At 43.9% G+C, this 26,093-nt stretch carries 34 protein-coding genes; 32 read left to right on the top strand and 2 right to left on the bottom strand.

Annotated features, from left to right (window positions below; all coding sequences use genetic code 11):
- Positions 1-11: 11 nt before the first annotated feature.
- Complete coding sequence (locus H9626_RS02390) at positions 12-755, bottom strand: tRNA 2-thiocytidine biosynthesis TtcA family protein (protein ID WP_178256360.1); 744 nt, start codon at positions 753-755, stop codon at positions 12-14.
- A gap of 310 nt (positions 756-1,065) precedes the next feature.
- Between H9626_RS02390 and H9626_RS02385 the strand changes: the two genes are divergently transcribed.
- From H9626_RS02385 to H9626_RS02305, 17 genes are all read left to right on the top strand, one after another.
- Complete coding sequence (locus H9626_RS02385) at positions 1,066-2,487, top strand: tetratricopeptide repeat protein (RefSeq protein WP_178256359.1); 1,422 nt, start codon at positions 1,066-1,068, stop codon at positions 2,485-2,487.
- Positions 2,488-2,506: 19 nt separating this feature from the next.
- Entirely contained in the window at positions 2,507-3,385 is an 879-nt protein-coding gene (locus H9626_RS02380; protein ID WP_178256391.1) for a nucleoside phosphorylase, read from the top strand.
- 7 nt (positions 3,386-3,392) lie between these two features.
- Positions 3,393-3,884, top strand: coding sequence for a GAF domain-containing protein (locus H9626_RS02375; protein ID WP_191709453.1), 492 nt, complete (start codon positions 3,393-3,395; stop codon positions 3,882-3,884).
- On the top strand, positions 3,881-5,269 hold the full coding sequence (mnmE, locus tag H9626_RS02370) for a tRNA uridine-5-carboxymethylaminomethyl(34) synthesis GTPase MnmE (protein ID WP_191709452.1): 1,389 nt from the start codon (positions 3,881-3,883) through the stop codon (positions 5,267-5,269). Before H9626_RS02375 ends, mnmE begins: the two co-directional genes overlap by 4 nt.
- A gap of 291 nt (positions 5,270-5,560) precedes the next feature.
- On the top strand, positions 5,561-6,307 hold the full coding sequence (locus H9626_RS02365; protein WP_191709451.1) for a helix-turn-helix domain-containing protein: 747 nt from the start codon (positions 5,561-5,563) through the stop codon (positions 6,305-6,307).
- On the top strand, positions 6,304-7,500 hold the full coding sequence (locus H9626_RS02360; RefSeq protein ID WP_191709450.1) for a tyrosine-type recombinase/integrase: 1,197 nt from the start codon (positions 6,304-6,306) through the stop codon (positions 7,498-7,500). The genes H9626_RS02365 and H9626_RS02360 overlap by 4 nt, the downstream gene beginning before the upstream one ends.
- A gap of 11 nt (positions 7,501-7,511) precedes the next feature.
- Positions 7,512-8,516 (top strand): hypothetical protein, encoded by a 1,005-nt coding sequence (locus tag H9626_RS02355; RefSeq protein ID WP_191709449.1) that lies wholly within the window; start codon positions 7,512-7,514, stop codon positions 8,514-8,516.
- Between the two features lie 133 nt (positions 8,517-8,649).
- Positions 8,650-8,997 (top strand): helix-turn-helix transcriptional regulator, encoded by a 348-nt coding sequence (locus H9626_RS02350; protein ID WP_191709448.1) that lies wholly within the window; start codon positions 8,650-8,652, stop codon positions 8,995-8,997.
- A gap of 2 nt (positions 8,998-8,999) precedes the next feature.
- Complete coding sequence (locus H9626_RS02345; protein ID WP_191709447.1) at positions 9,000-9,338, top strand: hypothetical protein; 339 nt, start codon at positions 9,000-9,002, stop codon at positions 9,336-9,338.
- The gene (locus H9626_RS02340) at positions 9,335-10,678 is read left to right on the top strand and encodes a DUF3987 domain-containing protein (RefSeq protein WP_191709446.1); all 1,344 of its coding nucleotides are present in this window, start codon (positions 9,335-9,337) and stop codon (positions 10,676-10,678) included. The genes H9626_RS02345 and H9626_RS02340 overlap by 4 nt, the downstream gene beginning before the upstream one ends.
- 106 nt (positions 10,679-10,784) lie before the next feature.
- Positions 10,785-11,663: a BT4734/BF3469 family protein gene (locus tag H9626_RS02335; RefSeq protein WP_191709445.1), complete on the top strand. Its 879-nt coding sequence runs from the start codon at positions 10,785-10,787 to the stop codon at positions 11,661-11,663.
- A gap of 2 nt (positions 11,664-11,665) precedes the next feature.
- On the top strand, positions 11,666-12,049 hold the full coding sequence (locus H9626_RS02330; protein ID WP_191709444.1) for a RusA family crossover junction endodeoxyribonuclease: 384 nt from the start codon (positions 11,666-11,668) through the stop codon (positions 12,047-12,049).
- Between the two features lie 19 nt (positions 12,050-12,068).
- Complete coding sequence (locus H9626_RS02325; protein WP_191709443.1) at positions 12,069-12,533, top strand: hypothetical protein; 465 nt, start codon at positions 12,069-12,071, stop codon at positions 12,531-12,533.
- A gap of 77 nt (positions 12,534-12,610) precedes the next feature.
- Entirely contained in the window at positions 12,611-12,940 is a 330-nt protein-coding gene (locus tag H9626_RS02320; RefSeq protein WP_191709442.1) for a hypothetical protein, read from the top strand.
- On the top strand, positions 12,933-13,196 hold the full coding sequence (locus tag H9626_RS02315) for a hypothetical protein (RefSeq protein WP_191709441.1): 264 nt from the start codon (positions 12,933-12,935) through the stop codon (positions 13,194-13,196). Before H9626_RS02320 ends, H9626_RS02315 begins: the two co-directional genes overlap by 8 nt.
- The gene (locus H9626_RS02310; protein ID WP_191709440.1) at positions 13,180-13,398 is read left to right on the top strand and encodes a hypothetical protein; all 219 of its coding nucleotides are present in this window, start codon (positions 13,180-13,182) and stop codon (positions 13,396-13,398) included. Before H9626_RS02315 ends, H9626_RS02310 begins: the two co-directional genes overlap by 17 nt.
- Before the next feature lie 24 nt (positions 13,399-13,422).
- Positions 13,423-15,042 carry a hypothetical protein gene (locus H9626_RS02305; RefSeq protein ID WP_191709439.1) on the top strand — a complete coding sequence of 540 codons (1,620 nt, stop codon included), beginning with the start codon at positions 13,423-13,425 and terminating at the stop codon, positions 15,040-15,042.
- A 300-nt stretch (positions 15,043-15,342) separates the two neighbouring features.
- Here the strand turns inward: H9626_RS02305 and H9626_RS02300 are convergent, their stop codons facing one another.
- On the bottom strand, positions 15,343-15,591 hold the full coding sequence (locus tag H9626_RS02300) for a helix-turn-helix domain-containing protein (protein WP_191709438.1): 249 nt from the start codon (positions 15,589-15,591) through the stop codon (positions 15,343-15,345).
- A gap of 168 nt (positions 15,592-15,759) precedes the next feature.
- Between H9626_RS02300 and H9626_RS02295 the strand changes: the two genes are divergently transcribed.
- The 15 genes from H9626_RS02295 to H9626_RS02225 all read left to right on the top strand — a co-directional run bounded on the left by H9626_RS02295 (position 15,760) and on the right by H9626_RS02225 (position 26,093).
- The gene (locus H9626_RS02295; protein ID WP_191709437.1) at positions 15,760-16,056 is read left to right on the top strand and encodes a hypothetical protein; all 297 of its coding nucleotides are present in this window, start codon (positions 15,760-15,762) and stop codon (positions 16,054-16,056) included.
- A gap of 19 nt (positions 16,057-16,075) precedes the next feature.
- Positions 16,076-16,408: an SH3 beta-barrel fold-containing protein gene (locus H9626_RS02290; RefSeq protein WP_191709436.1), complete on the top strand. Its 333-nt coding sequence runs from the start codon at positions 16,076-16,078 to the stop codon at positions 16,406-16,408.
- Between the two features lie 57 nt (positions 16,409-16,465).
- Complete coding sequence (locus H9626_RS02285) at positions 16,466-16,801, top strand: hypothetical protein (protein WP_191709435.1); 336 nt, start codon at positions 16,466-16,468, stop codon at positions 16,799-16,801.
- Between the two features lie 3 nt (positions 16,802-16,804).
- Positions 16,805-17,122: a hypothetical protein gene (locus tag H9626_RS02280; protein WP_191709434.1), complete on the top strand. Its 318-nt coding sequence runs from the start codon at positions 16,805-16,807 to the stop codon at positions 17,120-17,122.
- Positions 17,123-17,166: 44 nt separating this feature from the next.
- The gene (locus H9626_RS02275) at positions 17,167-17,367 is read left to right on the top strand and encodes a hypothetical protein (RefSeq protein WP_191709433.1); all 201 of its coding nucleotides are present in this window, start codon (positions 17,167-17,169) and stop codon (positions 17,365-17,367) included.
- Positions 17,368-17,862: 495 nt separating this feature from the next.
- A complete protein-coding gene (locus H9626_RS02270) occupies positions 17,863-18,765 on the top strand; it encodes a helix-turn-helix domain-containing protein (RefSeq protein ID WP_191709432.1) in 903 nt (300 codons plus the stop codon).
- Positions 18,766-18,861: 96 nt separating this feature from the next.
- On the top strand, positions 18,862-19,968 hold the full coding sequence (locus H9626_RS02265) for a site-specific integrase (protein WP_191709431.1): 1,107 nt from the start codon (positions 18,862-18,864) through the stop codon (positions 19,966-19,968).
- A gap of 289 nt (positions 19,969-20,257) precedes the next feature.
- Positions 20,258-21,001, top strand: coding sequence for a hypothetical protein (locus tag H9626_RS02260; protein WP_191709430.1), 744 nt, complete (start codon positions 20,258-20,260; stop codon positions 20,999-21,001).
- A 31-nt stretch (positions 21,002-21,032) separates the two neighbouring features.
- A complete protein-coding gene (locus H9626_RS02255) occupies positions 21,033-21,401 on the top strand; it encodes a helix-turn-helix domain-containing protein (RefSeq protein ID WP_191709849.1) in 369 nt (122 codons plus the stop codon).
- Between the two features lie 11 nt (positions 21,402-21,412).
- The gene (locus H9626_RS02250; RefSeq protein ID WP_191709429.1) at positions 21,413-22,789 is read left to right on the top strand and encodes a DUF3987 domain-containing protein; all 1,377 of its coding nucleotides are present in this window, start codon (positions 21,413-21,415) and stop codon (positions 22,787-22,789) included.
- 79 nt (positions 22,790-22,868) lie between these two features.
- A complete protein-coding gene (locus H9626_RS02245; RefSeq protein ID WP_191709428.1) occupies positions 22,869-23,909 on the top strand; it encodes a DUF6371 domain-containing protein in 1,041 nt (346 codons plus the stop codon).
- A 182-nt stretch (positions 23,910-24,091) separates the two neighbouring features.
- Positions 24,092-24,400, top strand: coding sequence for a plasmid mobilization relaxosome protein MobC (gene mobC, locus H9626_RS02240; RefSeq protein WP_191709427.1), 309 nt, complete (start codon positions 24,092-24,094; stop codon positions 24,398-24,400).
- Entirely contained in the window at positions 24,390-25,334 is a 945-nt protein-coding gene (locus tag H9626_RS02235; protein ID WP_191709426.1) for a relaxase/mobilization nuclease domain-containing protein, read from the top strand. Before mobC ends, H9626_RS02235 begins: the two co-directional genes overlap by 11 nt.
- Positions 25,335-25,369: 35 nt before the next feature.
- The gene (locus H9626_RS02230) at positions 25,370-25,774 is read left to right on the top strand and encodes a hypothetical protein (protein WP_191709425.1); all 405 of its coding nucleotides are present in this window, start codon (positions 25,370-25,372) and stop codon (positions 25,772-25,774) included.
- 112 nt (positions 25,775-25,886) lie between these two features.
- Complete coding sequence (locus H9626_RS02225) at positions 25,887-26,093, top strand: helix-turn-helix domain-containing protein (RefSeq protein ID WP_191709424.1); 207 nt, start codon at positions 25,887-25,889, stop codon at positions 26,091-26,093.

Genomic DNA, 26,093 nt, shown 5'->3' with positions numbered 1-26,093 from the left:
GTGGATAAAATTTACACTTCTTCAGGCAGCAAGTCTTCTTGAACGTTCCCCATTGCTCCCCACAGACTGTATCGGGCTTCGGGGTTCATTTCTTCCAGACGGCGCAAAACATCTTTCATCGACGAGCGGTGAGAATCTTTCTCGTATGGACAATTCTTAATCTGTTTTCGATAACCACGCAAAGCCGCCAGTTCCACCAAATCCGCTTCGTGTACGAGGCACATAGGACGGATGATGGTCATGTCAAATTTCCGCATTTCCAAACGCGGAGGCATGGTGCTGAACGCTCCTTGAAAGGTAAGATTCATCAACAAAGTTTCAAGGATGTCATCCATGTGGTGTCCCAGTGCTATTTTATTGCACTGCTGCTCGTGGGCAATGGTAAAGAGTGCCTTGCGGCGGTTCCACGAGCAGAGAAAACAGGGCGATTTGCGCGTGTCGGTCGAAGGGTCAAAAGATGTGCGGTAAGTGAGGAAAGGCACACCCAATTCATCCGCATAGTTGCGTAAATAATCCGTGTCCGATTCGTAGGCGATATTCTCCATCACCACGTGTGCGGCTACTACCGAGAAGCGGGGTTTGTAGATTTTTGAACGGCGCGCCAGCAGTTCCAACAGCGCCAACGAATCTTTCCCGCCAGACAGCCCTACCAATATTTTATCACCCTCTTCTATTAATCCGTACTTCACCACGCCTTTGGCAAAACGCTGCTCGATACGGCGCATTAATTTAGTTTCTTCCGTCAGTTTGTTCATACGTCGATAGTTTGTAGTTCGCCTTTCGGATTGACCCGAAAAACGCTACCGTTAGTGTCACTCATCTCATGCGGTAGCGTTGACCGGTTCTACCCATAGAAATGGTCAACGCTACCCATAGCATTTATTAAGCTCCAGACCAAGCCGGAGAAGGTTTAAAACATGCTCGCTACATGTTTAAATCGCTTCATACTCAAAATTGGCGCAAAATTATATGAAAAGAATGATTTACGGAAGATTTAGGAAGACAGAAATCGATTTTTTCGGAAAGATTGCGTATATTTGAAAAATCATTTTACGACACGAAACTATGGATAAGAAATATAAACTGATGCTTTTGGCTTTGGCGTGTTGCTCGGGAAGCATGTCGGCGCAAACGCTTGCCCAAGCGCGCAAATGGTTTACCGATGGAGACTTTGAAAAAGCAAAGCCTGTATTTCAGCGTCTTGTAAAACAAGCTCCGTCGAACGCGAACTATAATTACTGGTACGGGGCATGTTGCTATGAAACCGGAGAAACAAGCGAGGCACTTCCTTATTTGGAGAAAAGCGCCCAGCGGAAAGTGATCGACGGATTTCTTTATTTGAGCAAGGCGTATTACGACCTTTATCGTTTCGACGATGCCATTACGAACCTTGAAGACCATATTTATTGGCTGGAACGCAAAAAGAGGGATACCGCAGAAGCCGATTCGCTGATGACGAAGTTCCGGCTGGGAGCGCGTATGATACGAGGTGTGGAAAAGGTAACGGTTATAGATAGTTTCGTGGTAGATAAAAAGGATTTTCTTGCCGCGTATAAATTAAGCAAAGAGTCGGGTACGATTACTTCTAACCTGACAGACAGCATGGTTTGCACCCGGTTTGTCAACGAGATGAATGACCGGATGATTGAAGCAATGCCAAATGCGGAGGGAGAAACCAAACTTTATTCAAGCGTAAAACTTACTGACCAGTGGAGTAAGGCTACCCCGCTGGCCGATTTGAATGATACGGGAGAAAACCTGAATTATCCGTTTATGGATTCGGATGGCATCACACTTTATTACGCCGCTCAGGGCGAAGGAAGTATGGGGGGATATGATATTTTTATCACCCGTTATAACTCAGACGACAATACCTATTTCCGTCCGGACAACATCGGTATGCCGTTCAACTCTCCTTATAATGATTATATGTATGCCGTCGATGATTTTAATAATCTGGGATGGTTTGCTTCCGACCGCCGGCAACCCGAAGGAAAGGTTTGCATCTATGTATTTGTTCCTAATGAGACAAAAGACGTATACGATTACGAAACCACTGAACCGGAAGCGCTGGCAAAACTGGCGATGCTGAAAGAAATTCAGAAAACATGGTCTGACGCAGGTAAAGTGCGCATTGCCAAACAGCAGTTGGCACAAATTATGTATGGAGAAGAAGAGCAGAAACAGCGTCATGATTTTTATTTCGTAATAGACGATAATGCGGTTTACCACTTCCTGTCCGACTTCCGTTCGGCAGAGGCGCGCAAGATGTTCCAAAGCCTTCAGCAGAAGGAAAAAGATTTGACAACACTCCGCCGGTCGCTCGAAGAGTTGCGCTCACAATATGCTTCGGCTGCTCAGGCTGGTAAAGCACAGATGGCTCCCGGCATTCTTGACAAAGAAAAAAGAGTGGAAGAACTGTATAAAGAGATAGAAACGCTCAGTATCAACATACGTAACGCTGAGATAAAATCATTAACCAATTAAAATTGTTGCGACGATTATGATAAAGAAATATTTTCCTCCTTCAGAACTTATAATAAATGAAGACGGCTCGGTGTTTCATCTTCATGTAAAGCCGGAGCAGTTGGCAAGTAAAGTGATTCTTGTGGGAGATCCGGGGCGTGTGGCACTGGTGGCTTCGCACTTTGAGAGTCGGGAGTGTGAGATTGAAAACCGCGAGTTTAAAACCATCACCGGAACCTATAAGGGAAAACGGATAACGGTTCTTTCTACCGGCATCGGATGTGATAACATTGACATCGTGGTAAACGAACTTGACGCATTGGCAAACATTGATTTCCGCACCCGTGAGGAAAAAGACGATTTTCGCCAACTGGAAATGGTGCGCATCGGTACGTGTGGTGGATTACAGCCCTACACACCGGAAGGTTCTTTCATCTGTTCGGAAATCTCGGTCGGGTTCGACGGACTGCTCAACTTCTATGAGGGACGCAACGCTGTATGCGACCTGCCGATGGAGCGTGCCCTGCTCAACCACTTGGGATGGAGCGGTAATCTGTGCGCCCCGGCTCCTTACGTAATCCATGCCGACGAAGAGATGGTAGAACGTATAGCACGTCATGACATGACGAAAGGCATTACCGTTTCATGCGGCGGATTTTTCGGGCCACAGGGCAGACAGTTGCGCATTCCACTCGCCGACCCTCGTCAAAATGAAAAGATAGAGTCGTTTGTCTACGAAGGAAAACATATAACAAACTTCGAGATGGAAAGCTCGGCACTGGCCGGACTTTCGCGGTTGATGGGACACAAAGCCACCACTGTATGTATAGTGATAGCCAACCGCGTAGCGAAAGAAGTGAATACAGGTTATAAGAACCAGATAGACGACTTGATAAAACTCGTATTGGAAAGAATCTGAGAAGACAATGGAAGCAAGTTTCAAACAAAACACTTCGGCTGACAAAGCAGAAAGGTATCGTATTTTTTTGGAACAGTTTGTTCCGCTCATTGAAGGCGAATCTCATGTGATAAGTGTGCTTGCCAATACTTGTGCGGCGCTGAAAGAAGCATTCAACTTTTTCTGGGTAGGATTCTATCTGGTAGAAAACAACGCACTTATATTAGGCCCGTTTCAGGGTAGCGTGGCTTGTTACAGCATCCGCAAAGGCCGTGGTGTATGCGGTACGGCATGGGCTGAAAAACGCACCATTGTAGTTCCGGATGTAGATCAATTTCCCGGACACATCGCGTGCAGTTCCTTGTCGCGCTCTGAAATCGTTATTCCCATCATAGTAGAAGACGAGGTGAAAGGTGTACTCGACATAGACAGTGACCATTTAAATGAATTCGATGAAACAGACCGTGAGTCATTAGAAAAAATTGTAACAATATTAACAGAAACCCTCTATCGGCAATGAATACTCAAGATACGATTTGTGCAATAGCTACGGCGCAAGGCGGAGCTATCGGGATAGTCCGTGTATCAGGCGCAGAAGCCCTCTCGATAACAGATAAAATTTTTCATCCCACCGAAAAAAATCCCCTGCCGCTCACCGAGCGTAAGGCGTATACGGTGAACTTTGGGCAGATAAAAAACGAAAAGGGAGAAATAGTAGACGAAGTGTTAGTCAGTCTGTTTCGTGCTCCCCACTCCTACACCGGCGAAAATTCGGTAGAAATATCTTGTCACGGTTCTGCTTACATCCTGCAACAAGTAATGCAACTACTCATCAACAACGGATGCCGGACTGCCGGACCGGGAGAGTTTACACAGCGGGCATTTCTAAATGGGAAAATGGACTTGAGTCAGGCAGAAGCCGTAGCCGATTTGATAGCTTCCACTTCCGAAGCTACTCATCGCCTCGCCATGAACCAAATGCGTGGAGGATTCAGTAAAGAACTTGCAGTCCTACGTAATAAATTGTTACATTTGACATCGCTGATGGAATTGGAATTAGACTTCAGCGACCATGAAGAATTAGAGTTCGCCGACCGCAGCGAACTTCAGGCTCTTGCAGCGCAAATCCATCAGGTAATAGAACGTTTGGTACAATCGTTCAGTATTGGAAATGCCATAAAAAACGGCATTCCGGTAGCCATCATCGGGGAGACCAATGTAGGTAAGTCTACCCTACTCAACGCCCTGCTTAACGAAGACAAAGCCATCGTAAGCGACATCCACGGAACAACTCGCGATGTCATTGAAGATACAATGATAATCAACGGAGTAACTTTCCGTTTCATTGATACAGCCGGCATCCGTCAAACCGACGACACAATCGAAAACTTAGGAATAAAACGCAGCTTCAAAGCATTGGAGCAGGCCGAAATAGTTATCCTGATGTACGACTTGCAACGTCATGAAAACTTCAAAATCTTTTTTCAGGAAGTAGAACCCTATTTAAAGAACAAGCAAGTAATACTCGCTCAAAACAAATGCGACTTGGTTGATAACATCCCCTCAAACTCGGAGTTCGATAAAAATAATTATCACACGATAGCCATATCTGCCCGTCAAAAAATAAACATAGATAAACTTCAAAAACTTCTGACAGAGGTAACCCATATCCCCTCAATTAGTACAAACGATGTCATTGTAACCAACCTCCGTCATTACGAAGCCCTTACCCACGCACTTGATGCTATCACAAGAGTAGAGCAAGGTTTAATATCCTCCTTACCCTCCGACCTTATATCACAAGATTTACGTGAATGTATCTTCCACCTGAACGATATCATAGGAGAAGTAACAACCGATGAAGTTCTTGGTAATATCTTTGAGCATTTTTGCATCGGCAAGTAACCGACCATAAACAAAGAAATAGCATTTATCGTAAAACCGTTATAATACGCTCTATTATAGCGGTTTTTCTTTTCTGCAAATTTATCGTTGTTTCGTTTTATTATTCGTTTATTTATCGTACATTTGTACCACTTATGTACCACATTGCAAAATGAAGATTATTTGTACCACATTCAATCGTATTTTATCGCCAAAATGGACTAACATAGAATAATATGAAATCTCCGTTTTGGACTAAGATAGACTTATGTGGACTAATATAGACTTAAATGGGTGCGAGATGATACGGACATGAAAGCGAAAGAACCTATAAAGAAAATATGCGAGTTTTGCGGACGCGAGTTTGAAGCGTACACGCAAACAGCCCGCTATTGCTCACATCAATGTAATTGTAAAGCATACCGGGAAATCAAGCGCAAAGAGGTTATTTCCCTATCCGCTTCTATGGCATCCAAGACGAAACGAGAACGAGCCAAAGTGGATTTATCAGGCCGGGAATACCTTAGCATATCAGAAGCAGCAAGCCTGTTAGGTTGGTGCAAGCAAACAGTTTACAATTATTGCCACAAAGGTATCATCCCGGCAAAGCGTCTATCGCAGCGCACGACATTAATACGCAAAAAAGACATAGAAGCCTTGTTCGATGAGATAGAACCTTATGAAGTGCTTGCGACTGGGGAACGCAAGTCCATTGATGAATGGTACACCATAGACGAGGTTACGGAGAAATACGGTTTGCTCCGGCACCGGATAAGGAAGATTATCAATGCAGAGGGTATACCCACTAAGAAAGCAGGTACACGGACATTGATAGCCAAAAGCCGGATAGATGCGTATTTCAGGAAACGAGGATTTGACAATACCCTCTCCAACCTTGCAGACTGGATGACGACACCCGAAGTAATGGAAATCTACGGTATGACAGAGCAAGCCGTCAGGGTATTTGTTTCCCGGTACGCAATCCCAAAGAAGCGACTTAACGGCAAGCTCTATTACAGCAAACAGCATATCGACAAACTCAAACATAAGGAATCATGAGGAAATCAAAGACAACGAAAGTAACGCTACGCTTCCGGATGCTCAACACCGGAAAGGAAACGCTTTACCTTGATTACTACCCCGGCATTCCAAACCCCAAGACAGGCGAAACGATGCGCCGGGAGTATCTGGGCATGTACGTTGTTCCCCTGAAGAAAAGGAACGGGGAACTTCAAACCAGCAAGGACGGCTCTCACAAGTATAGTGAAGCGGATGAGGAAACGATACGCCTTGCCGAAATCATACGAGCAAACAGACAAAACGAGTTAAGCAAGGCGGAAATCTACACGGACGCGGAAGCGGAGATGCTGAAGGCCAAAGAGCGCAGCAAAGGGGACTTCATTGCCTACTTTCGTGATTTGGCTAAGGACAAGAAAGAATCCAATTACAACAACTGGATGAGTGCGCTAAAGCACTTGCAAGACTATACCAAGAAATCAGACAATGCAACGGTAAAGCGTTTTTGCGACATTGATTTGCTTTGGTGTGAGAGGTTCAGGGATTATCTCCTGAACGTAAGGACGCACAGAAGCGACAAGGTTGTATTATCCAACAACACGGCTGCTGCCTACTTCCTGAAATTCAAGATAGCTTTGAAGTCAGCTTATAAGTATGGATATCTCCCCAAGAACATCAACGAGGACTTGAAAGGCATCAAAGAAAAGGAAACCCGCAGGGAGTTTCTGACCCTTGACGAACTTAAACGACTGGTGGAAACGCCATGCACAAACCCGGTATTGAAACGTGCGGCTCTGTTTTCCGCCCTCACAGGTCTAAGGCATTCGGATATACGCAAAATGAAGTGGGGAGAAATCGAAGAAAAGGACGGTAAGTTTACTTTGAAATATACCATCCAAAAAACAAGCAAGTACGATGAGCTTCCCATATCCGAACAAGCCATGCAACTATGTGGAGAAAGACGCAAGCCGGATGACCTTGTTTTCGAGGGCTTGGTCTATTCCGCATACGCGAACAAGGCTTTGGCTCAATGGCTTGGGGCGGCAGGAATCACTCGCAACGCCACATTTCATTGCTTCCGGCACACCTTTGCGACCCTACAACTTGCCAGCGGTACGCAAATAACCACCATACAGAAGATGTTGGGGCATAAGAACATCGGTACTACGTTGGTGTATGCCAAGACATTAGAGGAAGCAAAGAGAGAAGCAGCAGAGAAAATAAAAATCCTATAAACGATATAGTTATGAACATTATCAGTATTAGTGTTTCTGAGTTTCTCAACTATGTATGCTTTAATCCTACTAAATATGAAGAAATGTATAAATACATATACAGAGAAACAACTTTTGATGAATTAGGATGTTCCTTGTTTAGTAGCCAATTAAATTTATGGAAAGAGGAAATAATAAACGAAGAAATAAGAAGAAGAGAATTAAGTTTTATAGAATCATTAGAAAGGGATAGCATATTAGAAGATTATAGAAAACGACACAAATTATTTGATACAAATTTAAGCACCGTTGAGTACATTTTAAATCATGGTGTAGATTCAAAGATAGAATATACGCCTAAACATACTTGCTTATCAGAATATGACAGAAACAGAGTCCTAACTTTTTTAGACTACACAGAACCGCTAATTAATGGGCTTCCTGTTATGGATGGCAACGATTATGCCGGAGAAATATTAGATTCTGGCAAAATGGAACGAGGTGCTCAAATAATAAAGGAGTTACACGATGAATATAAAGATTTTCAATTTGATGTGAAAGTATTAAATCATCCATTCAGATATTCTAACAGACTTTCTGCATTTGAAAATTTATTTGATTTATACAATAACAGAGTACAATTTATTATAGAACTAATCAAACCTTCGTTAGATAAAAATTCGGAAAAATCGGATTCAACAAAAAAGAAACAATACAAGAACTTTGCCGACATATTTACTACCACAGATTGGAATAAATACCTAATGGCATTAACAGAATGTACTCCACGATTGCTTGAATACGATGAAACGAATAATGCTTATAAATTTATAGGTAACGAGAAGAACGAAAAAGGGTGTATTGCCCAATACTTTAAACAGCTTAAAGCAAAGGGGATAATAGACAGAAACATAAACAGAAATGAATTAGCTAAAGTATTAAACAATAGTTTATTGAACTACAAAATATCTGGTTCATCCATAGACAATGAAAGCGAACAATACAAGGAAATCTATGAAAAGCAATTATTCAATTAGCATGAGTTAGCACGCTAATTATTGCCAAATAGGATATAATTCTTTTGCACCGTTATCTCATTCGAGGTAGCGGTTTTCTTTTTCTTTCATGGCGGGAACTGGAAGCCTGAACACAGCCAGCAGGACAGCAACAATGAACGAAACGATTACTTTAGAGACCATGCCCAAAGCGATGGCATATCTCATCACCAAAGTAGAGGCTTTGGAAAAAGCATTAATGGAAAAGAGCGAAACGCCGACAGCTCCAGCGGACAGATGGATGAACATTGACGAACTCAAAGCCTATCTGCCCGACCACCCGGCAAAAGCAACTATTTACGGATGGGTAAGCAAACGGGAAATCCCATACCACAAGGGAGGTAAGAAATTGCGTTTTCTCCAGTCCGACATTGACAAGTGGTTATCAAACGGGAAACGCAAGAGCGAAAGCGAGCTAAAGGATGAAGCGGACAAGTATTGTGAAACACGAAAAATCGGCTAAATATGGATACAAGAAAAAAGGTAGCCGACACGACTACCAATCTTCATCAGGACAGGGGCAAAGATACGAATAAAATCCCTCAATTCAAGCGACTTGCGCAATGTTTTTCAGAGATGCCCAAGACAATGTACCAAGCGGAACGGGAAACAGGCATAAGGATTGCCAACATTTGCCGTTTCATTGACAAGATGAAGAAAAACGGCATCATCCGAAAGGTATCATCCGGCAAATGCCCCATATCGCACAGGCAAGCCGGATTCTATACCAGCAACCGGGAGTATTTCAAAGACGATAGGCAGCTATCATTGTTTGACATTTTATGGAAGGGGGTAAGACGATGAAGTTTACAGTAGATAACGACATACTTGCCGGAAGCCTTTCCTTACCTATTGACGGGCTTTCCTCAGAAGCGCAAGCAATCATACAAAGCTATACCGATGGCTACCAATGCAACCGAGACTTTATCACAGCTTCCATGTTCACGGCGGTATCGACAACGGTAGGCAAACGAATATGTTCCGACGATGGACGGTATAAGAATTATTTTCCGTTCTACATTTGCCTTGTGGCTCCAAGCGGAAGCAACAAGACCACCCCGATGCGTGAAGTATTGCGGCCTCTGACCAACCGCAACGCAGCGAATTATGAAGTGTTCAGGGAAGCGATGAAGAAATACGATGCGGAAGTAAAAGCAGGGAATGAAAATGCCGACAAGCCCGTTTATCGGCAACTGATAATAAGCGATTCTACACCCGAAAGCAGGATTAAGGCTTTATCCGAAAATCCGAATGTCCTGTTGGTGTCCGATGAGATTGCGACCATGTTGTACAATATGAACCGATACAACAAGAGCGGTGAAGTACCACAGCTTATCTCAATATGGAGCGTGGACGACATTATCATCAACCGTAAATCCGAAACTGCCTTGCTGATTAAAGAACCTTGCCTTTCCATCATAGGAGGGACACAGCCCGATGTACTTGCCGACACGTTCGGAAGCGACTACTTTATGAGCAGCGGATTTAACCAACGCTGGCTGTTTGTCTATCCTGATGACATTCCCCCGGCGATGTATTCGGAAAGCAAGGTGTCTAAGGAAGTATCGGACGTTTGGAGCGAATACATAAACGGTTTGTTGGATTTCGATTTTGCAAGCAATGGCTTAGGCACGCTTTATATCACAGATAAAGCAAAGCAACTCTATATTGACTATTACAACAAGCTCCAAGTGAAGAAATCAGGTGCTTGCGGTTACATGGCTTCCGTCTATGCCAAACTTCAAATCATGGTGGAACGATGGGCAGGCATAGCACACCTGTTGGGAAACGAACCGGGCATGAGCCGCATTCTACCCGAAGAAATGGAGTATTCGATACGGTGCATGAATTACTTCGAGCGATGCGCCGAAAAGGTGTACATGAAGCTGACAGAGGGCAGGAAACAGCCGGAAGCGAAAGCGATGGGAAACGAAGAGATGACAGCACGTTTGTTCTTCGCCAATAATCCCCCAAGCATCCAAGCCTTTGCGGATGGTGTCGGAGTTTCCCGTCAATTCGTTTCCAAGTGCTTGAAAAAATACGATAGGTTGCGGAGTTGCGGTTGCGGTGATATACAAACCACTTATAATGTGATAGATACAGAGAAAACGAGCGCAACCACCCAAGATATGATATTAGAATAGCACAAATATAGTAGTTGCGGCTAAATATGTGGTAATTTATTGTGATACACAATTTTACACCATATCGCAACCGCAACCATGCAACCACCTAATAAATTTTGAGAATATGAGAAAAGATATTTTTGATACAGAGGTTTCGATATACAACGGTGTCCGTGATGTGTACGGCACGACATGCAAACTCCGTGCATTCCTCTTTGACAAGAAGCATATTTCAGAGGTTGAACAGCTACGTTCTTTGCCCACGAAAGAGGAACGGAACGAGATTAAGAAGCGTTTGCCGCAGGCTTGTATAAGCGGGGTGTTCTCCCCTACCCGTAAAGCTGAGAACCTTGTGAAGCATTCCGGTTTTATCTGTGTGGACATAGACCGACAGGACAACTTGCATATTGACAACTGGAACGAAGTGAAGCAGGGGCTTTCAAAGCTGCCCCAAATTGCCTATATCAGTTTGTCGGTAAGCGGCAACGGCTATTTCGTGATACTCCCATTACGATACCCGGATTACCACAAAGGACAGTTCGAGCAGCTTAAACGGGATTTCGCACGGATGGGTATAAACATAGATGCGGCTTGCGGTGATGTGTGCCGGATGCGCTGTTTGTCCTACGATGCAGAGCCTTATGTAAATGCTGAGGCAATCCCCTATGAGGGCTATTATGTAGAACCCCGGTCAATGGTAAATTACCAATACTCCGGCAACGATGTGTTGGACAAGGTCGCAAAGTGCTGTGAGCGGATAGAAGCCAACGGCATAGACATCACGGGAGATTATCAGTCATGGTTTACTATCGGTTGCGCATTGGCTTCATTGGGCGAGCAAGGGAGGCAGTTCTTCCATGTGTGCAGCAGTCAGAACCAAGCCTACAACCACGCTGAATCCGATAAGAAGTTCACCAACCTTTTACGGACAGGGAAGCGCATAGGAATCGGATCGTTCTTCGAGATATGCAAGGACTACGGGATAACATTCAAAAACGCTTAGGCATGGAAGTGGAAACGATACACGGCCAGATTATCGCCAAGGCGAACCACTACCAAGCCGTGCCGGGAAAGTTCGGCGCAAAGCGCATCATCAAGGACGAGAAGATACGGGCTTATGAACGCAGCTTCATGGAACAATGCCGGATATACCGAAACAGGCGTATTTCCTCACGATTCCGGCTCTTTGTCCGGGTGTGGCATAGTTCGGTACGTTTTGACTTAGATAATAGCTTAAAAACGCTACTGGATTGCCTGCAAATGGTCGGGGCCATTACGGACGATAAACTATGCTTTCAGATTACAGCGGAAAAGAAAATCGACAAATATCATCCTCGCGTAGAGTTCGCTCTGCTGGAGGTGAACGAGCAAAAACAACTATTTTATTAACAATCAAAATTTTAAAAACATGAGAAAAGACTTATTATTTTCAGTAGCCAATTTGGCACAAGAACAGGGTTACCAAAAAGCGAAAGAAGCAATCGTGAAATGGAATAACGATGCGGACGTTGACAAGTACTGGGCGATGCGCGTTGCTCATCTTGCCGTGAAATTCGGATTGGAAGCGGCTAACAATGCCATAAACAACCCGGAACAATGGGACGGGCGAACTGAAACCGAAAAGATGGCAGATGCGATTTTGGGTTATAATGCCCACTTTGACCCGGACTTTGATAATTCAGAGAAACAATATTTTGTTGGGGGATTGCAGGAGGTCAAAGGCGCACCCGGTTCTTACCAGTTAGCAGAAACTCCACAGGAAGAAACAAACTCATTCGCCGCCGCGATTGACATGGACACGAGAGCAATACTGAAACATCCCGACATGCAGCCGCAGGCAGCGATGGAGCGTGAGAGCTTCATGCGCAAGTAAAGTGTAACACTCAATCCGGGCAGGTTTGCCACGACGGAGAATCTGCCCGGCAATTTCTAATCAAATCTATTATAGAAATGGCAGGACGAAGAAAAGGAACAGAAAAGACAGGAGGGCGCAAGAAAGGCACTCCGAACAAGATATCGGGAACGGTCAAGGAGTGGATAGCTTCAATCATTGACACGAACCGCAATCAGTTCGAGAATGATTTGGAACTTTTAGATCCGGGCGAGCGTGTAAGGGTAATTTCAAACCTCTTGCAGTATGTCACCCCAAAGATGCAGAGCATGTCGCCTGGTGAAATGCTCAACGAGGAATATAAGAAGCTGGAGGAACTTTTAGAGAGCGCACCCGATGAAGTGGTAGACAAGATTACAGAACGCATAAACAAATTACGAAATGAATAAGGAAGAACGAAAACAGAAGATTGACGCCATACTTGGCGCAGTGAAGAAAAAGGCGGAATTCCCCGGCATATCCCCTGAATTGTGGATTGCAGCCGAACAAGGCAAGACTGGAGAGCCTGAGTTTGAAGAATGGCTGAGATGCTGTACCCAAATGGTGGATGCTTTCCAGATTGAAGAAGGAAGGAAAGACACAGATTCGGTATTTGCGGAGTATGTACGGATATACGGAAGGAGGGAATATGAAAAGAAATGTTAAGTTACTGCTGGACTTCGCCAAAGGCAATAATCCGGCAAAGAAACGGATAAGAATATACTCCGTAATTGACGGCAGAAAGAAACTGATGGACGAGTTTCCCACGGATACACCTGTAAGCATCAACATCGATGTTTATGCCACCGATGATGCTCAATTACAAATGAAAATCAAAAATGAATCACTTAATAAGAATTTACAATGAACAGAGTATTTACAATCGGGGGACGTGCGTACAATATCAGGAGCGGCCGGGCAGGCGGCCGATGAGGTTTCTTCCATGTTCGAAGCGATGGGGAAAGACCGGGCCGCAAATGTCGTTGGAAGTCTGGGCGATGTGCTGGGTGCAGTGTCAAATATCGGCATGGCATTCGCACAGGGAGGAATTGTAGGAGGAGCATTCGCCGCAGCAGGTGAAATCTTCTCGCTAATCGGCAAAGGAGCACAAGAAACGGCAAAGCACAAACAGACGCTTGAAAAGATAATGAACGACACGATAGCCCAACAGAGGGAGTACAATCTCCTTTTGCTGGAGCAGAACCTGCTATACGAAAAGGCGAGCACGATATTTGGCATTGATTCATACGCAAAGGCCAGAAACGCAGTCGATGTGCTGAAGGAATCAATAACAGACCTGAACAACGAGATAGCCGGGACAATAGAGCAGCAGGAATACTTTTCTCGCAAAAGTACCGGCAACGCATTTATTGATAAACTGCTTGGAATAAATTATTCAGAACTGAAAGACAGCTATTCCGGACTGGCCGACATTGAAATCAAGACCGGAAGCTATACGACCGGAGCTTGGTTCTGGAAAAAGCAGCATGATGTCTATTCTTCCATCCTTGATGTTTACCCCGATTTGATAGAAGCCAACGGGGAATTTAACAAGGAACTGGCGGAGTCCGTTATAAACACCCGTGAGATGTCAGATGAGGACAAAGCCACCTTACAGAACATGATTGACCTTGCCGGACAGGCGGAAGAAGCGTTTGAATCCCTCAACGACTACATGACGGACATTTTCGGAGATTTGGGAAACAACATGTCCGATGCTTTGGTGGATGCGTTCAGGAATGGGACAGATGCGGCAGAATCTTTCACGCAGTCCGTTTCGGACATGTTGGGAACGCTGGCCGAACAGATGATTTACTCCGTTACTCTTGCCCCGCTATTGGAGGAGGCTCAAAATGAAATGATGGAAGTGATGAAGGACACCAACCTTACGGACGAACAGCGTTTCAAGCAATGGACGAACATCCTCAACGGGCTTGTAGGTGACGCTGTAGAACAGCAGGACAAGGCAAACCAACTTTACGAGGTCTACCAGCAGGCGGCAGAGGAACAGGGATTCGACATATTCAAGCCGGAGGCGCAGGAACAGCAGCAGGCATCAAGCAAGGGATTTGCCACCGCCTCACAGGACAGCATAGACGAACTGAACGGACGGTTTACCGCCTTACAGATAACAGGTGAGGAAATCAAAGGATTGAACAAAGAACAGGTAGATGCGTTGAGGCAAATCTATGAAGCCTTGTCCGGTGAAAGTTACAGCGATGCGGTTTCCCTTGTTCCATCCGTTTCAGATGCTCCCGATATTGCTTCCCAAACAAGGCAGGTCATGAATGAAAGCTATCGGCCTGAAATCAATGTGACATTCCCGACCGCACAGCTTGACGCGCTCGTTTCGAGAGTTACGGACATGGGTATCAAAGTGGATGACTTGGCAAGGTTCGGGGCGGAAAATACCATGTCCGTGCAGACAATAGAGGAAAACACGGGCAAAATCGCCAAACAGATACCACAACAAGGAGAAAGCATTGTGAGGACTATAAACAACAAGTTGTAAAAATGTGGGATTTTTCCACATTACCATATTAATGAAGCCCCGTTTCGGACATTACCGTTTCGGGGCTTTTTCGTGATACCATAATATAGCTGGTTGCGGCTAAAACCAATGTAACTAAATGATAATAAAGCAATTAAGCACACCCGCAACCGCAACCCCGCAACCTACTACTTTTTTTTGTAATCACAATACCATAAATTATGTGGTTGACACATATTTTGCTATAAATATCTGTATATCAATGTATTTAATGACTGTCAACCGACAACCTGTCAACCTGCTGCTATTTTCTACAAAAATTCATTCAACCTTGATATTGATACTCTTACCACAATGTGGGCAGTTAATTGTCAGAGCGTCTTTCTTGGGTTGCTCGAACAGTTCCGTTACAGGGCATCCAATGGCATCCGCAATTTTATTAAGAGTTTCTACCGTAGGATTCCCATTTACCATATTAGAGAGATTTACCCGATTAATTCCCATCTTGTCGGCAAGTTCTGTTATAGTCATGCCCTTTTCTTTGATTACTTCTTTTATTCTTAAATCCATATTGTAGTGTTTTAATATTCGATGCAAATATACGAATAAAAGTTGTTTGTAGTATTATATCGGTACGCTTATTTGTTAAAGTAGTGTTAAACATTTCTTTTTGTTTGGCATATTGTACCGTTTTATATTACATTTGCATCGCAATCGAAAATTAAAACATTACATAACATGAAAGCAATAAACGAAACAATAGCAAATGCGATAGCAGAAAACATCGAGGGCAACGAGGGTACGTTCTCTGTTGAGGTAGAGGTAAACAACACGCTGGTAGTTGTCGATGGCAGCTTTGAGATTGACGGTTATTGCGAGAATGACTATTTCAACGGTACAGGTGCATGGGTGACTACTTACGTTTCTGTTTGCATTGACAGCGTAGAAGCCTATGACGAGGACGGCAACGAGGTAGAGGTTGTCTGCAACCTTACAGAGATTGAGAGATACGCAGAAAACGAATTGGCAGCATAACATTTAAAACATAAAGATTATGGCAACAGATTTTAGAAACAGGATGCGTGAAGTAATGCGCATGGCTTGGCAGATGGTCAAGAAGAACGGCTACACAATGAGCGAAGCCCTTAAAACGGCTTGGCTGAACATGAAACTGAAGGCATCAATGAAAGAACGTATCGTAAAGTTCTACTTTCAAAAAGTCGATGGCTCAATACGTGAGGCATACGGTACGCTGAAAGAATCGCTATTGCCGCCAAACAAAGGCACAGAGAGCCGTAAAAGAAACGAGACAATACAAGTGTACTTCGATACGGAGAAAAACGAATACAGGTCATTTAAAGTGGCAAATTTGATAAAGATAGCATGATTATTAACCCGGTGTGGTGTCTATCAAACGGGCACCCTGCCACAAAAATACATAGATATGGAATTTACAGAAATCGGAGAAAAGTTAGGCGGTCTGACAGCAGACCAGGCATTTGAACTGGCAAAGTTCGGCAAGGACATTCTAAGCCATACTGGGATAATCAGTTTGTCCTCCGGATTGCAAAACCTTATTAAGGACATCATCAACGCAGAAGATTGGATATTTGACGAAAACAGATCTACAATAGAAAATCTGTTGCACATTTCTGTCATTGCTGACAACCTGAACGAAAAGTGCTGGGGAGAGCGTAAAACTCCATTCGGGCTTATAGGATTACGAACAGACAATGACTACTTAGGATTAAAAGAAACGACTGACATTCAAACATTATAAAATATGGAAACCAATAGAGAAACGACATACGAAGAAACACAAAAGAATATACTGAAAGAGTTGTATAGCCATAATCTTGCAGACCGAATAACAAAAATGCCAATAAGTGAAAATACACGTGCCGCCTTATATTTCAAAGGCAAGGTACAAGATGTATTAGACACTCTTTTCTCACTTCATACTTTGCTGTATGGTGAGGTTGATGAAGAAAAGGCAAGTGAGTTTTGCGATGCGTGTATGAATCTTAATAAGATGGCAGATAAGTACATAATAGACAGTATAGATGGAAAAATAGGATTTCGTAACCAGACAGAGATATAAAGCAACGTCCGAAGCTGTAAGAGGGCAAACAGTAATAATCAAACATGAACGAAGATAGAGTTTTGACAATGGCAAAGAGTGCGCTAAGGCTGGCGAATATCATCCGATACGAGAACGGACACGAGATAATAGATGTGAGCCTGTTGCGTACAATCCCGGAGGATGAGCTTATGAAGTACCGCAACGTAGGCAAAACCACGATTGAGAAAATACAGGAAATAAGAAAGTCGCTCGAATGGATGTAAAGCCATGACAAAGGGTAGCCACAACGGTTGCCCTTTGCTTTTATTGATGAGGCGACCAATCTGGCAACATCTCCAGCACCTTTGCAACCTTATGGGAGAAATAAACACGCACATCAAAGAAAAGGTTTATATTTGCATTTGTTCCCTATTTTCTTATGGTTGTCTATTGTTAAAAATGACACACTTAGACCATATTTGTACCACTATTTTGTAAATACTTGATATACAACCTTAGTTATACTTTGCGTCGTACTTACAAACGATTAACATCAATCATCATTGATTAGTAAGGCGTTCATTTTGAGCGCCTTTTATTTTTGCTCATTCAGCGATATTCATCGTTGAGGGGCCTTTTTCAGCTCATTTTTGTACCGTATTTGTAACTCGTTTGTTACTCTCCGATTTCTGGTCGGAAAGGTCGTGGACACATTGATACGTCATGGTACGCTGTGGTACGCGATGAAACATTTTTGGCGAATTTAAAGGATATATAAAATGAGCAGTCGAATTGAAATTCAGAAAAGATGTAAATGGTGCGGTAATCTATTCACCGCTCATAAGACAACAACCGAGTATTGTTCTCATCGTTGCGCAAACCTCGCTTATAAAGATAAGATAAGGAAACAGCGCATCGAAAGTTATAATCAAGAAATTGGCAAATCTATCAGATTGCCGTCAAGACCCGACAAAGAATATCTTACCCCAACTGAAGTAAGCATTCTATTAGGAGTTGGAAGAACTTCCATATACCGATATATAAAGACAGGAAAAATAAAAGTCATTCGGTTCAATCGTAAGACTCTTATCAAAAGAACTAACATTGAAAACATGTCAGATTACATTGACATGAACGAAGCAACGGAGGGAATTAAAGATAAGTCCCCCATCACCGACTTCTACACCACAGCCGAAGTCAAAGAGATATACCATGTCAATGAATCGTGGATATTCGCCATTGCCAAGAAGCACGGCATCCCACGAACTTTCAATCGCGGCAAGACCTATTGGAGCAAGAAACATATCGATGCCTACTTTGCCAAGAAAGCCCCAGACCCGGACATCTCTGAATGGTACAGCACGCAAGACATGCAGGAGAAGTTCGGCATGACCCTGTCGGCCATCTACACCTTTGCCCATAAGAACGCCATCCCCAAGAAGAAAGAGGGCATTATGGTGTATTACTCGAAAAAACATGTGGACATTGCCAAAGGGATTGCCAAGCCGGAAGAAACCATGTATTATACCGTAGCGGAAGCGATGGAGAAGTTCAACCTCACGCGAGACCAGCTTTACCATTATGTGAAATGGCACCACATATCTAAGATAAAGAAAGGCAAATACACCTTCATCAGCCGGGCTGAATTGGACAAGTTACTTGCTCCACCCAAGATTGAATAACGATTTTCCGGTTATCGTCCGGTGATGTTGGTCGCCATTATATCACCCGATTTCTTTGTGCCCAAAACAAATGTAAAACTCTAAATATCATCAGTTATGAATCACACCTGTACAAAAGTGACCGTTCGCCAAAGAGCGATTCGCAATGACCGTATTTCTTTGTATCTGGATTATTATCCGGCAGTACGCAACCCCGAAACGATGCAGATGAGCCGCAGGGAATACCTTGGCATCTATCTCTATGCCCATCCCAAAAACGAAATGGAACGGGCATTCAACAATGAGATGCTAAACAAAGCGGAAGCCATTCGATGTATCCGTGTGCAATCCCTCATCAACGAAGAGTTTGGCTTCTTGGACAAAACCAAGCAAAAAGCTGACTTTCTTGCCTATTTCAAAAAGATGTGTCGCACCAAAGATGAGAAGTGGACTTTCGTGTACCAGCACTTTTACAACTTCGTCAAGGGCAAATGTACTTTCGGTGAAGTGAACGTAGATTTGTGCAAGCGGTTCAGAGAATATTTATTGAACGCCAAGCAACTCAAACACTCCGACCGTCCCATTTCGCTCAATTCCGCTTCCGGCTACTACTCCACATTCCGAGGATTGCTGAAAATTGCTTACCGTGACAAATGGATTCGTGAGAACATCAACGATTTCTTGGATAAGATTGAGCCGGAGGATGTGAAAAAGGAATATCTAACACTGGATGAAGTCAAGCTGCTTGCAGCCACTCCCTGCGACATCCCCGTACTTAAAGCGGCTTCTCTTTTCGCCTGCTTGACTGGTTTGCGCATCAGTGACATTCTGAAGCTGCAATGGGAAGATTTCGAAATTGCACCCGACCAAGGCTATTGCCTGCGCATCCGTACACAAAAGACACAGACGGAAGCGACACTCCCTATCAGTAATGAAGCATACGAATTGTGTGGAACACCCGGCACGGGAAAAGTGTTCAAAGGATTGAAACGAAGCATGACGCAACATCCATTGAAGAAATGGATTAAACAAGCCGGAATCGATAAGCACATCAGCTTTCACTGCTTCCGCCACTCCTATGCCGTAATCCAAATCTCGTTAGGTACAGACATCTACACCGTTTCCAAAATGCTCACACACAAGAATGTGTCCACGACCCAAATCTATGCGGACTTGATAAATACAAAGAAGCGGGAAACAGCCAATAAAATATCACTCAAATAAAAACGACACAACACCTTTGCTGATATGATAACCCTGTAAAGCCCGATTTGGTTCATCCATTTCGGGCTTTTTCATACCCTTCTCAAAAAAATCATTACCTACTATGTACATACTATGTAATTGCCTTGACATCAATTCCGCACTTTTGCACATGGATTAGCCAACTAATCATTCTTTTGGCAGTTTGTGTCCTCATTAACGACGCCAGAAGCTGCCACGACAGAGTGAAGTGATTGGAATCCGTTTATACCAATATACTTTTGCAGACAAACAACTAAAATCGATAAATATGAAGACTGAAAAATTAGAAAAGCAAACGCTGACAGGATTAGTATTCAGCGCAAATGTAATTGTTGGTGCGATGGCACGGCAAATGGTGCTCCATTATGGACTTGATGCTTTTAATGGCTATGTAGCGTTCGGAATTTGTATCCTGATGCTTACCGTCATTTATATCAATCTGCAAGAGTTATTCAAAAAAACGCTTTCTCCTTTCTTTGATACTCTGTTTATGAAGTTTCCTAACTACAGAAAGAAGCGTAAGGTCGAAACAGAGGATAGCAAAGGAACGACAGAAGAAGAGCCTTGGACCAAAGAAGCGGCCACGAATCCTCCACCCAGCATGGACTATGCACAAATCCGACTATCGGCCATGAAAGCCAAAGAACAAGCCGAACAAGAAAAACTCACTACAGTTCTGACCTACACACGCGAATCTTTCGCACCCTATATGAAAGAAGATGACTTGAACATTCTTTGCGAATACATCTGTCTGTTCCATGCGGACAAGAATTTTCCAAAGGTTATACGTACCGTCAAAGTGGACTCAGCCATCCGAACCATTGACCTGATGCACTTCGGATGGAACATCGGCTATCAATTCTCAAAAACAGGAATCCAGATAGCGACTTTCATCAAACGTGTATTTGCAGAAGCATTGAAAGAAAGTGAAATCTCCACATTAAAGAGCAAACTGCGATTAGAGGGGAAATGTACCATCAAAATTGACACATCCTTAAAACAATCAGCCTAATTCAGAAACCACTAAATCCATACGTAATATGATGCAAAATGAGAAATCTATTAGTTTTGATAAGCTGCCCGAAGCGGTAGGTTATCTGACCGAACAGGTCATTGAATTGAAAAAGATGGTGTCGGAACTAAAACCTCCATCATCCGAAAAACGAGTACTGATTGAAATCGAAGATGCCTGCCGCATTATTCACAAGGCAAAAACCACGGTTTATACATTGGTACGGAAAGGTATGTTGCCAGCTTATAAGAAAGGTAAGAAGCTCTACTTCTACGAGGATGAACTTTTGGCATGGGTCGAAAACGGACGGAAGAAAACTTCGGAACAGAATTATGACGAAGTTTTGGCCAATATGCAAAGTGGAATGCGCCGCAAGCCCAAACCACGTACAAACTTCTAATCTTTCGGATTATGGAAAAGAAAACAATTGACCCAAAGCTAATGCTGGACAAGGCCATTGATATGAGCATGAAATTGGCAGGCACCGAGTTTCCCGTCAGTATCTTTCCGAACCGCATCCAGCGCATCATCCGAGAGGTACATGAATGCCATAGTTATCCTACGGACTATATTGCCGCCTCCATTCTTACGGCCATCGCCGTAGGAATCGGGAACACGCATCTTGTTCAAATCAAACAAGGATGGCAAGAAAGTCCTATCCTCTACATGGCACTGATAGGCAGACCGGGAGCGAATAAAAGTCACCCGCTCAGCTTCGCAATGAAACCGTTTCTTGATTTCGATTACCAACAGAATCAGGAATATGAAAACGCTTATGCAGAGTATGAACGACAGATGTGCATGAGCCGGAAAGAACGGACGGAAAACGGATATGAGCAATTTCCAATGGAACCCGTCCGCAGACGTTTCCTTGTATCGGACGTTACACCCGAAGGACTGAGTCTTATCCACGCACAGAACAAGCGTGGACTCTGCCTGTGGGCAGACGAGTTGTCCGCATGGTTCAAGAACTTTAACCGATACAACAACGGTTCGGAAGAACAGTTCTGGCTTTCGGTTTTCAGTGCAAAGACAACCATTTCCGACCGTAAGAGCGCAAAGAGTTCCATCTTTATCAAGCGTCCATACATATCGGTCATTGGTACGATTCAGAAGAAGATTTTGGGTGAATTGGCAAAAGGAGAGCGCTCAAGCAACGGATTCATTGACCGCATTCTTTTCGTGATGCCCAATCTCCAACAGAAAGCCCGTTGGAATGATAAGGAACTGCCTGCCAATATTGAACAGGAATGGTACGCCATCATTGACAAGTTTATCTGCTTGGAATGCAATTACAACGACAAGGGAGAAGTTGAACCGTATATCCTGCACTTTGATGAAGAGGCAAAGAAACGGCTATATGAATGGCAGCATCGTTTCTCAGAATTATGCGACCGTGAAGGGAATGACACGATTGTCAGCATTTATTGCAAGCTGGAAATATACATCATCCGTTTCTGTCTGATTATTCAACTGGCACGGTGGACTTGTGGTGAATGTGATAAAACCCACATTGACTTGCTGACTGTGGAACGTGCCATACGGCTGACGGAGTATTTCAAGGAGTCCGCTTTGAGCGTACAACACATAATCAGCGAAGTGGTATTGAATAGCCAGCAACAAACCATTGTCGGCCAGCTTCCCTGTACGTTCACCACGGCACAGGCGACACATATTGCAGAACAGAATGGCATGAAGGAACGTACTCTGCAACGGTTCCTGAACGACAACATCGGCATCCTGTTCCGCAAAGAGAAACATGGAGAATACTCAAAGATTAACCCGTGACGTTTTTGTCGCTTTTGACACTTTCAACCTTGAAAACGACAATAGTGACAATAACGACACACATAAAAGAACTGAAACAATGACGGCACATAGATTTATATTAGAGCCATACAAAGGTATTGCCACCAGACATACGTGTCCTGCCTGCCATCGCAAGAGGTGTTTCTCTCGATATGTCGATACGGAGAAACAAATATCCTTCCCCGACCATGTAGGGCGGTGCGACCATGAACAGAAGTGCGGTTATCATTTCACGCCGCGGAATTATTTTGATGAAAAACCTGAAGCGAAACAAATGTTGCTTGAAAAAGGTTCTTCGTCAGTTCTGCCGAAACCAGGTGAGATAAAGACAACTCCTACTTCTTTCATCAACGAAGAAATAGTCAAGCGGTCTTTGAAATGCTATAAAACGAATAAGCTGTATCAGTTTCTGGCCTCCCAATTTGGAGAATCATCTGCCATGAGCCTTATGAAAAAGTATCGCGTCGGTTCATCCAGATATTGGGATGGAGCAACCGTGTTTTGGCAGATTGACCACAACAACCAAGTTCGTACAGGCAAGATAATGCTTTACAATCCAGAAACCGGAAAGAGAGTAAAAGAGCCACACAATCACATCACTTGGGCGCACTCCCTACTCTATAAATCCGGTTTTAACCTGAAGCAATGTTTCTTTGGCGAGCACCTGTTGTCGACTGATAAAACCCGTCCGGTTGCATTAGTCGAAAGTGAGAAAACAGCTCTTATCGCCTCCTATTATCTGCCACAATATCTATGGCTCGCTTCGGGCGGAAAGAACGGATGCTTCAATGAAAGCAGCCTTTCGGCACTGGCGAAAAGAAGTGTTGTTCTTTTCCCTGACTTGGGAGCGACCGACTATTGGCAAAGCAAAATCGGAATGATACGCAACTATGGAATCGAGGTACAACTTTTCGACTATCTCGAAAACAACGCTCCCGAAAGCGAACGGAAGGAAGGGTATGACATCGCCGATTACCTGCTGCAAATCCAGCCAGACGAGGCTGTTCTCCAAGCGATGAACAGGAAGAATCCGCACCTGAAAACATTGATTGAAATGCTTGGTCTGGAATTGGTAAACGTACAACGGAACAGCTCCTGAATAATGTTTCGGGCATACCAAAAGGGAGGTTTTCAATACTGACCGTAAGGGCTGAAAACCGGAACTTTTAGGGTAAGCAAGTTTATGTCGGTGTATTACATTTCCCGACAACTTGCCCACCCTGAAGTCCGGTGGGACAGCTCCCGATGGTCACAACTGTAACAATTAAAAAACGACGAGAAATGAACAAGAAAAATACGATTACATTACGCCTAACCGATGACCAGTTGGCATGGTTGGGAGCGTTGAGCAGACGCAGCAAACGGAGCAAAAGTGAAGTCATACGTTCACTCATTGAACATGGGTCGGTACGAGAACGTATCACCCGTGACCACTTGCACATCATCCGTCAGTTGATTGGCGAAAGCACTAACCTGAACCAATTGGCTAAACAGGCAAACACCTACGGATTCTTTGCCGTGGCTGACCACTGCGTGGAGATTTCGAACCATATTTCACAACTCATCAAACAACTGAAAGATGATAGGTAAACTGACAAAAGGAACTTCCTTCAGCGGCTGCGTGCGCTATGTGCTGAAAGAAGAAAAGGCAAGACTTCTGGAAGCTGTCGGAGTGGAAGGTTCACCGGAACAGATGGCTGAGCAGTTTGAGTTACAATCCTTGCTGAGTGACAAAGTAAAAAACATTGTCGGACACACATCGCTCAGCTTCTCTCCGGAAGACAGTCTGCGACTAAGAAACGATGATGCACTCATGCTGAAAATCGCCCGCGAATACATGGAACGCATGGGCATCCGAAACACACAATACATCATAGCCCGTCATACCGACCGCAGGCATGCACATTGCCACATCGTGTTCAACCGTGTAGACAAAGACGGCAAAACCATCAGTGACAAGAACGACCGCTATCGTAACGAGAAGGTCTGTAAGATGCTAACGGCAAAATACCGCCTGTACTTTGCCCAAGGTAAAGACCATGTGAACGAAGAACGGTTGCGCCCGTATGACAGAGCGAAGCACCGAATCTACAAGGCTTTGAAAGCAGAAGTGCAGAATGCCCAAAACTGGAACGAACTGAAAGACGCGCTTGCCGAATATGGCATCGACATGAAATTCAAGGTCAGCCGCACCACACGGGACATTCAAGGGGTGAAGTTCGGATATGGGAGGTACATCTTTTCCGGTTCAAAAATCAGTCGGGAGTTCAGCTATCTGACCATTGACCGCCAGCTGGAAAGAAACGCTTACGCTCCGTCCTATTCATATCGGGAAACAGTCAAGGACAATGCCGTACCAGCATCTCCTTTACAAGAACGGACATCTGATTTTGAAGAAGCACATTCTTCGGGATTGGGATTGTTCATGCCGATGCCGACATCCAACACATCAGACGAGGCTGCATTTGAAGCGGAACTAAAACGGAAAAAGAAAGCCAAACGCAAGCGCGGCTTCCGATTATAACAAACCATTTTATTGACATTTTAAATTTCAACATTATGATTGACAAGAATTTTGTGAAAGACATTGAACTCTACATTTGTGAGAAGTTCGGGTATCGTAACAGCGTGTATGTGAATCCGACCTGTAATGGTTGCTGCATTGACATCCACGAAAAGAACGTGAAGCTATATTTTCGTCTGTGGGAATACAGCAAGGGTGTCAACGGTTTTCCCGACCGTTGCATCATCTTAGTGAACCATGCCTTCGAGAAAAACTACCAAGAGAATTTATTGGACTTGGTAAGTTTCTTCAAGGAGTATGCTCCACTCTACGGTTTCTACTACCTCGGCATCGAGAATGACGTGAAAAACGACCATCGTCTGTTGGGATTGAAGCCTACCACGAACTATCGGTTCGAGTACAACTGCTATGCCGCACCATTGGCAACAATCAACGTCTGATAAGACGGCTTTTGAATGATTTTGAGCGAAGAGGGAGCGTTTTCTTCCTCTTTTATCTTTTTATAGCATGATATTTTATACCTTTGTAAACAGAACTAAGAGATAACAGACAATGGACAAACCCATGAACCGAATAAAAGAAGTGCTTGAAGAACGTGGCATCAAACAGACATGGCTGGCGGAAAAGCTCGGCAAAAGTTTCTGCATTGTCAACTCATACGTCTGCAACAGACGGCAACCCAGTTTGGAGGTACTATTTCAGATAGCGGAGATTCTGAATGTGGATGTGAAGGATTTGATAAACGATAAAACAAAATAA

The organism is Phocaeicola faecium, from assembly GCF_014837055.1.
GTDB classification, from domain to species: domain Bacteria; phylum Bacteroidota; class Bacteroidia; order Bacteroidales; family Bacteroidaceae; genus Phocaeicola; species Phocaeicola gallinarum.
Note: the sequence above shows the minus strand (reverse complement) of the source record. Positions and strands in the feature narration are given on the sequence as shown.